Below are 15,229 nucleotides of genomic sequence, written 5' to 3'. Positions count from 1 at the left end.
CCTTGGAATCAAGCTATCAATTAATATCTGAAAATTAAGTCTATTATAAGTTGAAAGCACATGCTATGTAAAGCGCCTCCGCTTGAAGACGAACGCGGCATGCCGGATAATGAATGTACGACATCATCACGCAGAAGAAAGGGGCCGCTATGGAATTTTGGATCAGCGATAAACATATCCGCAAATTATGCGGCCAGGCTGCCTATAAAAAAGGCCAAGCGTTTCAAATGGCCGGAAAAGTCAATATCACAGAAGCCAATGACCAGTCCATAACAGCTATTGTCGAAGGGCGCAGCTCATTCTACGTCGAGCTAACCCGTTCACAAGCCGGGACCATTCATGCAGAATGCAGCTGCCCGCCTGTCGGATTCATCCATACATATTGCCATCACATTGCAGCGGTGATGATCGCCGCGGAAGAGCTTGGCCAACGGGAGCGTCCACTAGCTGAGCAGATGTTCGGCTTGTTTGAAGAAGACGACAAGCCTTCTGCCCGGCTGCATCGCTTCGACCGGCGCGTGCCGTATCACGTGGAAGCAGCCATACGCAGTGGAGGCAAAGAGCAATTGGTACTGACGTTCCGGAGCGGCACGGCCATCTTGAAAAATGTAAGGGATCCCCTGCGTTTCGTCTCGGCCCTGTCGAATGGCCAATACGAGGAGACCGCAGCGATTCCATACGACCCAAGCCGCCATGCACTCGAACAACCGGTCCTGGAGCTGCTTCAAGTGCTCGATAAAAGCAATCCCCAGCCGGATGAAAACGGAAAATTGCTCGTTTCCGCAAGCGATTGGGAGCGCTTGTTGCCATTGTTGCGCGAAATAACGCATGCCAAATTTGAAAATCCACTCGGGGAAGTGCTGCCATTTCACGTAACGGATACACTGCCAGTGTCGTTTCGACTAGACCACGGCACTAGCGGATACCGCTTGATCGTCCGTGGTTTGGAGCGTTTTCAAATTTTTCCGAAGTACGGCGTCGCCTTGACGGAAGAATCGATTGTCCAGCCGGCCAGTGCCGATATGAAGCGTCTCTCAGGCTTGCAGGAATTGATGCAAGGGGCAGGCGAGGAGCTGGCGGTCGAGGAAAGCCAAGTCGCCCATATGATGAAAGTCGTCTTGCCGGGGCTGGAAAAGCTCGGGCCGGTCATCGTGACTGAAAAGGCGATTGAGAAAATCGGGGAAACGCCGCTGCGCGCGAAACTGTATCTCGATCGCGTGCGCAGCCGACTGCTTGCAGGACTTGAATTTCATTACGGACAGCTCATCATCAATCCGTGCGAAGAGCCCGACGGAACATACCGGCAGTATCCTGGTGTGTTCCGCCAGCTCGAAAAAGAACGGGCCATCATGGACTTGATGGCGTCGGGGCGGCTGACGAAAACGGACGGCGGTTTCTATCTCCAGGACGAAGAAGCGGAATATGATTTCCTTTACGATACGGTGCCGCTGCTCGAAGAATGGCTCGAGGTCTATGCGACAACTTCGGTGAAAATGCGCATCCAAAAAACCTTGCCGGGGCCGAAAATCCGTGTCAATCTGCCGAAAGACCGGACCGATTGGCTGGAGTTCCGCTTTGATCTCGGGGGCATACCGGAAGAAGAATTACGGGGGATTATCCGCGCCATTCGGGAGAAAAAGCGCTATTTTCGCATCCCTAACGGTACGTTAATGTCGCTTGAAACTCCGGGCATGGCGGCGTTTGAGGAGTATTTGGCTGTCATGAACATCGATGAAGATAATTTTGAACGCGTTCAGCGCATTCCGCTGCTGGAAGGCATGCGGCTTGCCGGGAGCCTCGAACAGCACGAATTATCGGAGACAGGGACGGAATTTGCGCGCTTGCTGAAAGAGCTGCACCATCCGTGGACGCAATCACAACAATTGCCGGCGCATTTTGAAGGCATTTTAAGGGATTATCAAAAACGCGGCTTCAGCTGGTTCCGTTTGCTGGCGAAGTACGGATTCGGCGGCATATTGGCAGATGAGATGGGACTCGGAAAAACCGTCCAGAGCATCGCTTTTGTGCAATCGGTGCTGGAAGACATCCGCAAGAGCGATGAACCGGCGCTGATCGTTGCGCCTTCTTCGCTCATGTACAATTGGCAAGCCGAATTCGAGCGCTTTGCACCGGAGATCCAGACGGTCATCGTCGACGGCCCGAAAGCAAAGCGGACGCAAGCCTTGAAAGAGCCCGGTGATGTGTATATCACTTCTTATCCGGCGCTGCGGATGGACCGGGGGGCATATAAAGATTGGACCTTCCATACGATTTTCTTCGATGAAGCGCAAGCTTTTAAAAATCCGGCGACTCAAACCGCCAAAGCCGTGAAAGAGCTGAACGCACGGCATCGGTTCGCGCTCACTGGGACGCCGATTGAAAACTCGCTCGATGAATTGTGGTCGATTTTCCACGTCGTCTTTCCGGCGCTGCTTCCGGACCGCAGCCAGTTTGCGGAACTGCGCAACGCCGATATCGCCAAGCGCGTGCGGCCGTTCCTGTTGCGCCGGACGAAAGCGGAAGTGCTTGGGGAAGTGCCGCAAAAGATCGAGCGCATCGAACATTCCGAACTCCACGAAGAGCAGAAGAAACTGTACACGGCGTATCTCGCGGAACTGCGTCATGAAGCCTTGAAGCATCTGCGCGACAATAGCATGCGCAAAAACCGCATCCGCATTCTTGCGGGACTGACGCGTCTGCGGCAATTATGCTGCCACCCATCATTGTTTGTGGAAGACTACTCCGGTGGCTCGGCGAAGTTCGAGCAATTGCTGGAAATCCTGGAAGAGGCGCGCTTGACCGGCCGCCGTGTGCTGGTGTTCTCACAGTTTACGGGCATGCTCAATATCATCGGCCAGTCGCTCTTGCGCTCAGGAAGGTCGTATTTCTATTTAGATGGCTCGACGCCGCCAAAAGAGCGCGTGGAATTATGCGACCGCTTTAACGAAGGCGAGGAGGACCTGTTTTTGATTTCCTTGAAAGCGGGCGGGACCGGGCTCAATTTGACGGGGGCCGATACGGTCATCCTGTATGATTTGTGGTGGAACCCGGCCGTCGAACAGCAGGCAGCGGACCGAGCACACCGGATGGGGCAGAAGCGGGAAGTGCAAGTGCTGCGTTTAGTGGCGAAAGGAACGATTGAAGAGAAGATGTACGACCTGCAGCTGCGCAAGCAGGATTTGGTGGATGAGATGATCCAATCCGGTTCAGAAGCCGTGCAATCGATGAGTGAAGAGGACATTCGGGAGATTTTGATGATTTGAAGATATAATTGATGAATTATACCGTCTGGTAGTTGAAGCCAGTGTGCATAGCCAGTGCTAATAGACTGCGCTTCAATGGCTGCTTTGGGCTCGCAGGATGCGAGTCATGCAGCTGATGCGACAGGACGTCGCGTTTTCAGCTGCCCGGGAATGGGGCGGGTGTTGAGCCAATGTGCCGAAGAGCATGGCACATTTGTCTCGCCAGCCCGCACGGTCCCCCAGGAGTCAGCCATTTCCGCTCCGTCTCTAGTTTAAGAGTAGGAAGTTATTGTATCTCTCTTAAAGCAGGATGTAAAAACCGATAATCCAGTCGATCGTCAGTTCAAATAGTTATTATAAAAAGCTCTCCCTATGCGGAAGAGCTTTTTGCTATTTCTTGACGATATAAGCCATATGGCGGCCGCATTGTCTGTCTTCGCGGTAGGAAAAGCCGTCTGGACTCTTGAAGGTGCAGCTTCGGTCGATGTCGATATATTCGGCTGGAATGCCTGCGCGTTCCAGCTGGGTTTTGACCGTGAGTTGATTGTCGATATGGTATTTCCCGGTTTCTTCGTTGAATTCGATGAACGGGTCGGCATAGCCGAGTGCTTTGAATTTCACGTAGACGTCTTCATCCACTTCAAATTTCTCCTGGCTGAGCGACATGCCGATCTGGACGCGGAATCCTTCCGGCGCGCAGTTTTCATTGGCGGTTAAATGGGCAAACAAGTGCGGCACGAGTTCCTTTACGGTTCCTTGCCATCCGGAATGTACGGCACCGACCAACTCTTCCGTTACGTGATAGAAAGTTACGGGCACGCAATCAGCGGCAAAACTCGAGAGCACGAGTCCTGTATCGCGCGTATAGAGCGCATCGGTATCCGCAATCGCATCGTCTAGAATGCGGGCGCCTTTGCCTGCATCTGCACGGGTCACTTTTCGGAAATGCTTGCTGTGGGTTTGATTGGCGCAGACAAGTTCATCGAGGGTGTGGCCAAGTGAAGCAAGCAAAGCTTCCCGGTTTTCGAGTGAATGCTCGCGATGGGTTCCGGCGTGGAGCGCCAAGTTATTATCGCCGCTCGTTTGCGGGTCTTTTATGGTCATGCCCGCGATATAGGAATCGTTGTCGATATATGTTTTTCGGTTCAAGTCTATCCCCTCCGCTCCCATTGTAGCGAAGGCGCAGTGCGTTCGCCAATAGATGGCAAGGGAATTCGGATTTTTCATCTTTCCGGAGCGATTGAAAGGCCGGGCACTTCGATTATTTGGTAAGATAGGAAGAAAGAAAGTCGAGGTGATGGCATGGAACCGGAAAAGATTTTGGAAAAAGTCAAAGGGCGGGTGCCTGAAGTACTCGGCAACCGGGATTTCTCGAAATATGCGATTCTTCTCCCATTGATTGAAAAAGAAGACGGCGTCCATATCCTGTTTGAAGTGCGTTCGTTTGAAATGAGGCGCCAGCCTGGGGAGATTTGTTTTCCGGGTGGGCGCATCGATCACGGGGATGAAGATGAGGAAGAAACAGCTTTGCGTGAAACGATGGAAGAGCTTGGCATCCGCAAAGAGGCGATCAGCAATGTGTTTCCGCTCGATTACATCGTCTCGCCGTTTGGCATGATTGTCTATTCGTTTGCGGGCTTTATCGATCCTGACACGGATTTTAAGCCGAATCCGCCTGAAGTCGACAGCGTCTTCACGGTGCCGCTGAAGTTTTTCCTTGAAAACGAGCCGCGCGTGTACCGCATTGATTTCGATATTCAGCCGGAGGAAAGTTTTCCGTATGACTTGATTGCCGGCGGCGAAAACTACAGCTGGCGTGCGCGGCAAGTGGATGAATTCTTCTATTTATACGAAGACCGCGTCATTTGGGGATTAACGGCAAAGATTCTCATGCATTTCATGGAATTGATCCGCTGAGCCGATTGGCCGATATTTGGCGAATTTGATGAACAGCCTTTTCAGTACGTGGAAATGTGTGTATAATTATTCGAAATTGTGAAAATAAAATTGCTGCATAGAAGGGGACATGACCATGACGACTTATCAATTGGAAGTAATCGAGAATACTGCGAAGAAAGACAAGCCGGCGCAAGACCAGATTCCATTCGGCCAAACTTTCACTGACCATATGTACATCATGGAATACGAAACGGAGAAAGGCTGGCATGAACCGAAGATCGTTCCATACGGTCCGATTTCCTTGGATCCGGCAGCGATGATTTTCCATTACGGGCAGACGGTTTTTGAAGGCATGAAAGCATACCGCACAGAAGACGGGCGCGTATTGCTGTTCCGTCCTGAGAAGAACTTTGAACGCCTCAACTTGTCGAGTGAGCGCCTCAGCATTCCGCCGATCGACGAAGACTTGGCGCTTGAGCACCTGAAGCAATTGATCAAGCTTGAAAAAGACTGGGTGCCGAAAACACCGGGCACATCACTTTATATCCGCCCGTACATTATCTCGACGGATGCCAATTTGGCAGTAGGGCCATCATCTACATATAAGTATATGGTCATCCTGTCTCCTGTCGGCTCCTATTTCCCAGGCGGATTGCAACCAGTTGTCATCCATGTCGAAGACAAGTTCACGCGCGCAGTCAAAGGCGGCACGGGAATGGCAAAAACGGCCGGGAACTATTCTTCCGGCTACCAGGCGCAAGCGAATGCCAAGAAAGAAGGAAATGCGGACGTGTTGTGGCTCGATGGCGTCGAGAAGCGCTATATTGAAGAAGTCGGCAGCATGAACATCTTCTTTAAGATCGATGGGGAAGTATTCACACCTGAGCTCAACGGTAGCATCTTAAAAGGCATCACGCGTATGTCGATCATTGAATTGTTGAATTCATGGGGCGTTCCGGTAACGGAAAAACGCATGGCCATCGATGAACTTTACGAAGCGTACCAAGCTGGAAAAGTCGAAGAAGTCTTCGGGACGGGAACGGCTGCGGTCATTTCCCCGGTCGGTGAACTCAACTGGCAAGGCCAGAAAATGATCATCAACAACCACGAAATCGGTGAATTGTCGCAAAAGCTGTACGACACGATTACTGGCATCCAGACAGGAAAAGTCGAAGACACACTGGACTGGACCGTGGAAATCAAGTAAATCACCGCATGTAAAAAGCCCAGACATCAATTGTCTGGGCTTTTTTTCTGTTCGTATTTCTTTAATAGATATGATAGCCATTTGGCAGGAGCGTAATCGTAGATATTGGCCTGCAAGCCGTGGAGGATCGCGCGTCTTGGCGTTTCCAACTGGAGCTCTTCGGCAAGCAGCGAGAACGATTCGGCCATGAGCGGCGGGTGCTGTCCGTCTTCCAGTAACTCGGCGATTACCGACAGCAATTTTTCTTCGGTGGTCACTTCCTCGGGACCAGGCATCGGCAATTCGACCATTTCTTCTGTCAGGTAAGCCGTAGTGGAGTAGGCGGCCAGGACGTTGGTCTTTTCGACGAGAAGCTCTGCAATTTTTTCGATATCGTGTGGATATGGATGGAACAACACCAGCTGCGAATAAATGCGCACGAAGCCTTTGATGGAAATGAGCAAGTCATAGCGGCGGCCTCGCAGCTGCTCCCCATACAACTCGTCCAATAACGACAGCAGCGAACGGTCAATCCACGTATCGTAATGGATGAGTTTCTCCAAAATTTCCTCGTTTAGGGCATGCATCGGCTCCTGTGCGTAGATCTTGGCGAAATCCGCATGCTTTTCGAGCAATGCCAGATGGGCAAGAAAATAGAGGCGCAGTTTTTCATCAGGTTTTTGCAAGCTGTTGACTACTCGGTCAATATCAGCGACAAAGCCTTTCATGAATGAATCGATGATTTCTTTGATCAATGACTCCTTTGAAGGGAAAGACAAGTAGAACGCGCCTTTTGATATGCCTGCTTCTTGGGTGATGTGCTGGACAGATGTAGCTTCAATGCCGTTTTCAGCAAAGAGTTGAAGCGCTGATTCCAGGATCTGTTGCTTTTTTGACATATTTGATTCCTCTTTTCCCCTTACTTGTTTGACGCTTGACCAATCGGTCATTACTATAGAGTAGTAAATGGATTTCGTCAAAGAAAGGAAGAATTTGTGTGCAAGGATTCGTGCGTTTTGTGCTGAAAAACAAATTTGCCGTGTGGCTGTTGACTTTAATTGTAACCTTTGCCGGCATTTATTCAACAACCCAAATGAAGATGGAGTCGATCCCTGATATTTCGATTCCCTACTTAATCGTCTCGGGGGTCTACCCGGGGGCTGCACCTGAACAGGTGATGGAAGAAGTATCGATACCTGTGGAACAGGCAGTCGAAAGCCTGGAGGATGTCAAAGCAGTTTATTCAAATTCCTCTTCGAATGTCTCCCAAATCCAGATCGAATACGATTACGGAGTCGATATGGATGAGAAAAAGCGGGAACTTGAATCCGCAGTCGATGGCGTAAACTTGCCTGAGGAAGTGGAGACTCCGTCGATCATGTCGATCGGCCTCAATATGTTCCCGGTGGTTGCACTGTCTGTCAGCAGTGACACGGAATCGATCGTCGAATTGACGGACCGTGTCCAAACGACGATTTTGCCGGAGATCGAAAAAATTGATGGCGTCGCGTCTGCTACTGTCACCGGACAGCATGTCGAAGAAATTCATCTGACATACGATGAAGCGGCAATGGCTGCCCGTGAAGTGACGGAAGAAGACATCCAGCAGATGATCGAAGCGAGCAATATTGCTTTGTCGCTCGGCCTCCGCGAATTTGAAGAAGGCGAAGAAGCGGTCTATATCGACGGTTCGGTCGCTTCTATTGAAGAATTTGAGGAATTATTGATTCCAGTGACGCCTTCAGAAGACAATCCGGAACCATTTGTTGCCCTGTCTGAACTGGCCGACGTGGAACTGGTCGGGAAAGTGCAGTCGATTTCCCGCACCAACGGCGAAGATGCCATTGCCATCCAAATCGTCAAAGGCCAGGAAGCCAATACGGTCACCGTGGTCAATGAAGTAAAAGACTTGATGGCGGATTTGGAAAGCGAAGTGGACGGCTTGATCGTCGACATTACGCTTGATCAAGGCGAGCCGATCGAGGAATCGGTCTTTGCAATGGTGGAAAAAGCCTTGTTTGGCGGCTTGATTGCCGTGCTGATCATTTTGGTGTTCTTGCGTGATCTCCGTTCGACGCTCATTGCCATCGTCTCGATCCCAGTATCCATTTTCGTGGCATTGCTCCTGTTGAACCGGCTCGATATCACCTTGAACATCATGACGCTCGGTGCCATTACCGTGTCGATCGGCCGGGTCATCGATGACTCGATTGTCGTCGTCGAGAATATTTACCGGCGCATGCATTTGAAAGAAGAGAAATTATCCGGCCGCAAATTGATCCAATCGGCGACGATCGAAATGTTCAAGCCGATCTTATCATCAACGCTTGTAACGATTGCAGTCTTTGCGCCACTGGTCTTTGTCGGTGGAATGGTCGGCGAATTGTTCTTGCCGTTCGCACTGACAATGTCGTTTGCTTTGCTTGCGTCGCTTGCAGTGGCAGTCAGCATCGTGCCGGCGATGTCGCATAGTTTCTTCAAAAAGAAATTATACGGCAAGAAAACAGCATCGAAGCATCAAGAAGTCGGAAAGATGGCGCTTTGGTTCCGTTCATTCCTTGAGAAGTCCTTGAACCATAAGTGGATCACATCGATCATTGCAGTCGTGTTGCTCGCGGGGTCTTTGGCGCTGACACCGTTGATCGGCTTCTCGTTCCTCGGCTCGCAAACCGAGAAAATGATGTACATCACGTATTCCCCTTCAGCCGGAGAGTTGCAGGAAGAGACTGTCGAGAACATCGAAGCGGTCGAGCAAGACTTGCTTGAACGCGAAGACATCGACGTTCTTCAATTATCGATCAACGATTCAGCCAATGCCGATATGGCCCAGATGATGATGGGCGGCGGAGACGGTGCATTATTGTATTTGATCTTTGATGATTCGATTTCAGTCGATGAATTCGAAGAAGCCCGCAGCCAAGTTACGGACTATCTTGCAGGACTCGACCAGTCAGGCGAGTGGGGCGAGCAGGATATGATGGGCGGCGGCATGGCGGCATCGAGTGAAGTCGCGTACACCTTGTACAGCGAAGACCTCGATGACTTGATGGATACCGTTGCACAAGTCGAAGGCGCGATGAGCGAAGTCGACGGCTTGGAAGAAGTGACCTCCGATGCGGAAGATCCTTATGTCGAACATACTTTACGCATCGAACAGCAGGAAATTCTCCAATATGGCCTGACGGCGGGACAAGTCGCGATGGCTTTGTCCGGCGGGGGCCAAAATGAAGTGCTGACGACCGTCAATACAGACGGCGGCGAACTTGAAGTCATTGTCCAGCGCGATGCCCAGCAAGACGCAGCGACTTTTGAAGAGCTTCTGGAGACGCCTGTGCCAACAGCTGCAGGTACCATGATGACTGTCGGCGAATTGGTCGAAGTCGAAGAAGGCACCACCTTGAATACCTTGAGCCGTTCGGAAGGCGCTTATTATGCGACTGTTTCCGGCACGGTGACGGGCAATGACGTATCTGCGCCAAGTGCGGCCGTCCAGGAAAATGTGGATCAACTGGATCTTCCGACAGGCGTGACGGTAGAAACCGGCGGCGTGACGGCGGATATCAATGAAACCTTCACACAGCTTGGCCTGGCGATGGCAGCGGCAATCGCGATCGTTTACTTTATCCTGGTCGTGACGTTCGGCGGCGGGCTTGCGCCATTCGCCATCCTATTCTCGCTGCCGTTTGCGGTCATCGGTGCATTTGTCGGCCTATATGTCACAGGCCAGACAATTTCCGTATCGGTCATGATGGGGCTGCTCATGCTCATCGGGATCGTCGTAACGAACGCCATCGTCCTTGTCGACCGCGTCATCCATATGGAACGCGAAGGCATGACGGTGCGCAATGCCTTGCTTGAAGCAGGAACGACGCGTCTGCGGCCGATCCTGATGACGGCAATCGCTACGATTGGTGCCATGATTCCGATGGCTCTCTCAAGCGGTGGCGGTGGCCTCGTCTCCCAAGACTTGGCGATCACCGTCATCGGCGGCTTATTGTCCTCGACCTTGCTGACACTCGTGGTCGTGCCGGTCGTCTATGAAATACTCCGTAAATTCCAGAAAAACAAATCACTCGTCGATCGCGAAGATTGATCGGCCAAAAACCGGCTTCCTTAATGGAGGCCGGTTTTTAATTTGGAAATCCCCCCGAAATTATTTCCCGGGAAATAGGATTTCTTTAACAAATTCCATACATGCCCTCAACAATTCCTTAATATTCCTTCGATACACTGGCGATGGTCAACAAACACGAGGAGGAATGCCAGATGATCCGAAAATCAATGAAAAAAATTGTTCCAGCCGCAGTGGTGGCAGCAGTCGCCGTGACGAGCTTTACCCCGTCCGCGCCAGCTGAAGCGCACGGGAATGGCAAAGCCGAAGTACATAAAGAACACAAAAATCCTGGAAAAGGGAAAGGGAAAGAGAAGGGCAAAGACAAGGATGCACCGAAAAACGTCATTTTCCTGATCGGTGATGGCGTCGGCACGTCCTATACATCCGCTTACCGTTATTTGCAGGACGATCCATCTGCGCGTTTCGCGGATGAAATGTCGTTCGATTCCTATTTGGTTGGACAGCAAATGACCTATCCGGAAGATGCGCAACAAAATGTCACCGATTCAGCGTCGGCCGCCACTGCCATGGCAGCAGGCATCAAAACCTATAACAATGCCATCGCGGTCGACAACGATGAATCGGAAGTGAAAACCGTACTTGAAGCGGCGAAAGAAAAAGGTAAAGCGACCGGGCTTGTGGCTAGCTCTGAAATCACCCACGCGACACCAGCATCATTCGGCGCGCACGATATCAGTCGCCGTAATATGAACGCCATCGCTGATGATTATTTCGATGAGCGCATCGACGGCGAACATAAAATCGACGTCTTGCTCGGTGGAGGCACCAAACTATTCGACCGCACAGATCGCGATTTGACGGAGGAATTCCAGGAGTCCGGCTATGGCTATGTAACATCGAAAGAAGAGCTGCGCGCCAATGACGACGGTCAAGTGCTCGGCCTGTTCGCAGAAGGCGGCTTGCCGAAAATGATCGACCGCGAAGACAGCGTGCCGTCTCTTGAAGACATGACGCGTTCTGCGATCGATCGCTTGAAGCAGGACGAGGACGGATTCTTCCTGATGATCGAAGGCAGCCAGGTTGACTGGGCAGGACATGACAACGATATCGTCGCAGCGATGAGCGAGATGGAGGATTACGACCGTGCATTCCAGGCGGCAATCGAATTCGCCAAGCAAGATGAAAATACATTGGTCGTAGCGACAGCCGACCACTCGACAGGCGGCTTCTCGATCGGTGCAGACGGCATATACAATTGGTTCGCCGAGCCGATCCTTGCTGCACAGCGCACACCGGATTTCATGGCTTCTGAGATTACGGGAGGTGCCGGCGTGGAGGAAACATTGGAACGCTATATCGACTTGGATTTGACTGAGGAAGAAATCGCTTCTGTGAAGAAAGCGGCCGACGAGGGCGAATACTTGGACATCGACAATGCCATCGAGCGCATCTTCGATAAGCGTTCGCACACAGGCTGGACAACTGGCGGCCATACGGGAGAAGACGTGCCGGTTTATGCTTACGGGCCAGCCAGCCAGAAATTTGCAGGGCAACTGGACAATACGGATCATGCCGGCATCATCTTCGACTTGATGGGCGCGGACGTAACGATCGACGATAAACAATAAACGATAACAGGGAGCGGATTGGATGAAAGCGAGATTAGCATGGCTGCTCGTCCCATTGGCATTATTATGGGGCTGCCAGAACGAGACAACGCAAGGCACGGCGACTGCGGCGTCTTTGTCGGAAGCGCCCGAGTACACGGAACAATATGTCCTCAGCCCACAAGTGAGTGATGACCGCCGCTTGCAGGAGCCTGGCCATAAAGCGCGTGATGCAAAAGGCGGTTTGGAGCTGTTGGCGGCCAATATGGAGCCTCAGAAGGTGCAGATCGGCGATGTCGAGCTGACCATCCATGAAACAAAGCTGCTGCAGTACACGCCGGATTACAGCTTGATCGATTTCTATCATTCCTATACGCACGACCAGGAATTCGAACTGGCGAAGTTTTTTGTCGAAATCAACAATGCCTCTAGTGAAGAAGTGAACTTTGCGCCAGTCGCATTGATCGAGACAGAAAGCGGCGAAGTGAAGACTTGGGAAGATGACGTGTATTTGGAATCGTTGAATGAAGGGCTGAAACCCGGAGAAGTAAAATCAGGAAATGTCGGCTTCATCGTGGAAGATGGGGCACAAGAAATTAAATTGACCACCAGCAAGTTATTCGCTGCGGATGGAGAGCTGCTCGCACCCGCACAAACCATCACGATCAAGCTCGATTGATGAAGCATCTGTTTCAATAGAAGAAACAAAACCCGGCTGTTGACCAGACAGCCGGGTTTTGTCGTAGAAAGAGGGAACCAAAGTGGATTTCAATATTAGAATAATCAGATTATTGTATTGAATTTTCCAGAAAAATCCTTCATGATAGAGCTAATAATAGGCTGCCTCAAAAGGAGATGGGGTTATGAAGCTAAGTGAACGGTATATTCGGGCAGTGCTGGAACGGCTGCCACAAGAAAAACGCCAGGACGCGGAAAAAGACCTGAGAAGCAAACTTTCGGAACGGCTCACGGCAGACAGTAGCGAAAGCGAAGAGCGGGCTGTCCTCCAGGAATTCGGCCATCCAGCACTCATGGCGGAGCATTACGGAAAAGTAAGGCGTTACTTGATCGGCCCGCGCTATTTCGATTTATATGTCCGCTTGCTAAGGCTGGTCATTCCGTTGGCAGTTCTCATCACGCTCCTTGTCGTGACCATCGTCGGCATCGTTTCATGGATCGGCCAGGACGAGACGCTAATCACAGTGCTCGGCTCATTGATCGGCAACATCATCAGCGCGATCTTCAATACCATCATGCAGACTTTGTTCTGGATCACACTCGTCGTTGCCGTGATGGACTGGGTGGATAAATCGGGCGTGGAGGCGCCGCTCGGGCTGACGATGGGCGAGTGGACGCCGGATGACTTGAAAGAGTGGGAAGGGCAGGAGGCGCTGCTCGAGCCGGTGGAAGCGAAAGTGGCAAAAAGTCAGATCTTCGGCAGTTTGATTTGGATGGTCATTTGGACGACGGTCTATTTCAATGCCGATAAAGTACTCGGCATTTACACTGACGATGGGGAAGGCTTGCGCTTTCAAATGGCAGTATTCAACCAGGATGTGCTGTTGTCGTATTGGCCATTCATTGCACTCGTCATCGTCCTGGAGTTGTCGCTTGCCATTTGGCAATGGCGCGCCGGCTATTGGAATTACCGGCTGGCTACATTCAATGCCGCGGTCCAAACGGTTTCCGTGCTCGTGTTTATCTTGATCTTCATCAATTCTGAATTGCTCAATCCCGAATTCCGCCAGTTCCTCACCGCTACATTCGGCGGAACCAATGCGCTGACGTGGATTTTTGGCGGCATCGTAATCATTATGATTGTGGGTGCGTTGAGCGATATCATCCAAGGCTATCGGCGAGCGGCCAAACGCCGTGAGCTGTCGAAAATAGCGCCTCATTGAATGTGGTACTTTAGAATGAAATAGCAACACTTGTACGCATTTTGCCTGCATCCCTTATGGTGTGGGCTTTTGTTGATCTTTAAATATGTCTTTTTACCTACTTTATATCCACGATGTAAGCCCTTTCATAAGGCGAAATCCCCTCCCTGTACTTGAAGTACCCTCTGGTTATGTTACACTTGCTACTTATGATTGGTGTGCTGCAGGCGATCAGCTGCCGCTGGAAATTAACGGCCGGCGAAGAATGCGCAGCCGCCATCTCCGGAACTGGAAATGGTTTATAATGAAACACGCATTTTGAATAAATATTCATAAATATGCAAGTTTTATTGTTTTGAGAACCGTTTTATAAGTATTTTTGAAATTAATAGTTGACTTAAAATGCATTTGATTGCATAATAATTCTTATTATCAGACAACGTAAGTCAGCCATTGTAAAGCGTTTTACGGAGACCGGGTTCTTCCGCTTTTGATCGTAATGGGAGAGCTCATTAAATAATCAAAATCGGGTGGTGACTGTAACAATGGAAAAGAAAAGAATAGTAGTGAAAATAGGAAGCAGCTCATTGACGGACAGCCACGGTAAATTGTCCATCACGAAGTTGCGTGAACATGTCGGGGCATTGGCCCGCTTGAAAGAAGAAGGCCATGACGTCATTTTGATCTCATCTGGCGCAGTTGCAGCCGGATGTACAAGCATGGGTTATTTATCGCGTCCGGATACAGTTGTCGACAAACAATCGGCAGCAGCCGTCGGGCAAAGCCTGCTCGCGCAGGCGTATGCGACGGAATTCAACAATTTCGATATCGTCTCTGCGCAATTGTTGTTGACGAAGGACTTGTACCAAAAAGCGGACGATACCATTTCGAAATTGTTGGAGCGCGGCATGATGCCGGTCATCAACGAAAACGATTCGGTGGCGGTCGAGGAATTGACCTTTGGCGATAACGATATGCTATCGGCCCTTGTCAGCGGGCTTGTCCGTGCTGATCAATTGATCATTTTGACCGACATCAACGGCATTTACGCCGATAATCCGAAGACCAACCCATCTGCTGAACGATATACTCATTTGAAGGATATTCCAGATGAATTGATGGAAGCCGCATCCGGTGCTGGATCGGATGTCGGGACAGGCGGCATGAAGACGAAAGTGGAAGCCGCAAAAACAGCCCATAACTTCGGCGTCGAAGTGTTCATCGGCACAGGAGAAGGCAGTGAAAAATTGGTTGAGATCATGGATGGAAACGGCGACGGGACGTATATCGCAAAACCCGTTAAAGAATTAGCGTAAGGTACGGAAATTCGAAAGGAGAAG

The 15,229-nt window shown here is 50.8% G+C and carries 9 protein-coding genes and 1 pseudogene; 8 read left to right on the top strand and 2 right to left on the bottom strand.

Going from position 1 to position 15,229, the window contains the following annotated elements; all coding sequences use genetic code 11:
• Nucleotides 1-113 precede the first annotated feature (113 nt).
• A complete protein-coding gene (locus CW734_RS17620) occupies nucleotides 114-3,263 on the top strand; it encodes a DEAD/DEAH box helicase (RefSeq protein WP_232787127.1) in 3,150 nt (1,049 codons plus the stop codon).
• A 369-nt stretch (nucleotides 3,264-3,632) separates the two neighbouring features.
• Here CW734_RS17620 and CW734_RS17615 read toward each other — a convergent pair whose 3' ends face one another.
• Nucleotides 3,633-4,391, bottom strand: a complete 759-nt coding sequence (locus tag CW734_RS17615; protein ID WP_101192025.1) for a purine nucleoside phosphorylase YfiH/LACC1 family protein — start codon at nucleotides 4,389-4,391, stop codon at nucleotides 3,633-3,635.
• A gap of 153 nt (nucleotides 4,392-4,544) precedes the next feature.
• Between CW734_RS17615 and CW734_RS17610 the strand changes: the two genes are divergently transcribed.
• The gene (locus CW734_RS17610) at nucleotides 4,545-5,159 is read left to right on the top strand and encodes an NUDIX hydrolase (protein WP_101192024.1); all 615 of its coding nucleotides are present in this window, start codon (nucleotides 4,545-4,547) and stop codon (nucleotides 5,157-5,159) included.
• A gap of 115 nt (nucleotides 5,160-5,274) precedes the next feature.
• On the top strand, nucleotides 5,275-6,348 hold the full coding sequence (locus CW734_RS17605; RefSeq protein ID WP_101192023.1) for a branched-chain amino acid aminotransferase: 1,074 nt from the start codon (nucleotides 5,275-5,277) through the stop codon (nucleotides 6,346-6,348).
• Between the two features lie 26 nt (nucleotides 6,349-6,374).
• Here the strand turns inward: CW734_RS17605 and CW734_RS17600 are convergent, their stop codons facing one another.
• Nucleotides 6,375-7,226 carry a TetR/AcrR family transcriptional regulator gene (locus CW734_RS17600; RefSeq protein WP_157824189.1) on the bottom strand — a complete coding sequence of 284 codons (852 nt, stop codon included), beginning with the start codon at nucleotides 7,224-7,226 and terminating at the stop codon, nucleotides 6,375-6,377.
• Between the two features lie 98 nt (nucleotides 7,227-7,324).
• On the opposite strand from CW734_RS17600, the gene CW734_RS17595 reads away from it, so the two are divergent.
• The 5 genes and pseudogenes from CW734_RS17595 to proB all read left to right on the top strand — a co-directional run.
• The gene (locus CW734_RS17595; protein WP_101192021.1) at nucleotides 7,325-10,420 is read left to right on the top strand and encodes an efflux RND transporter permease subunit; all 3,096 of its coding nucleotides are present in this window, start codon (nucleotides 7,325-7,327) and stop codon (nucleotides 10,418-10,420) included.
• Nucleotides 10,421-10,593: 173 nt separating this feature from the next.
• Nucleotides 10,594-12,030, top strand: coding sequence for an alkaline phosphatase (locus tag CW734_RS17590; protein ID WP_101192020.1), 1,437 nt, complete (start codon nucleotides 10,594-10,596; stop codon nucleotides 12,028-12,030).
• Nucleotides 12,031-12,052: 22 nt separating this feature from the next.
• The gene (locus CW734_RS17585) at nucleotides 12,053-12,688 is read left to right on the top strand and encodes a DUF4352 domain-containing protein (protein ID WP_101192019.1); all 636 of its coding nucleotides are present in this window, start codon (nucleotides 12,053-12,055) and stop codon (nucleotides 12,686-12,688) included.
• A 184-nt stretch (nucleotides 12,689-12,872) separates the two neighbouring features.
• The gene (locus CW734_RS17580) at nucleotides 12,873-13,910 is read left to right on the top strand and encodes a DUF1700 domain-containing protein (RefSeq protein ID WP_101192018.1); all 1,038 of its coding nucleotides are present in this window, start codon (nucleotides 12,873-12,875) and stop codon (nucleotides 13,908-13,910) included.
• Between the two features lie 524 nt (nucleotides 13,911-14,434).
• A pseudogene (gene proB / locus CW734_RS17575) lies at nucleotides 14,435-15,199 on the top strand (glutamate 5-kinase); the annotation flags it as partial.
• Nucleotides 15,200-15,229: the final 30 nt, after the last annotated feature.

The organism is Planococcus sp. MB-3u-03 (assembly GCF_002833405.1).
GTDB lineage: Bacteria > Bacillota > Bacilli > Bacillales_A > Planococcaceae > Planococcus.
Note: the sequence above shows the minus strand (reverse complement) of the source record. Positions and strands in the feature narration are given on the sequence as shown.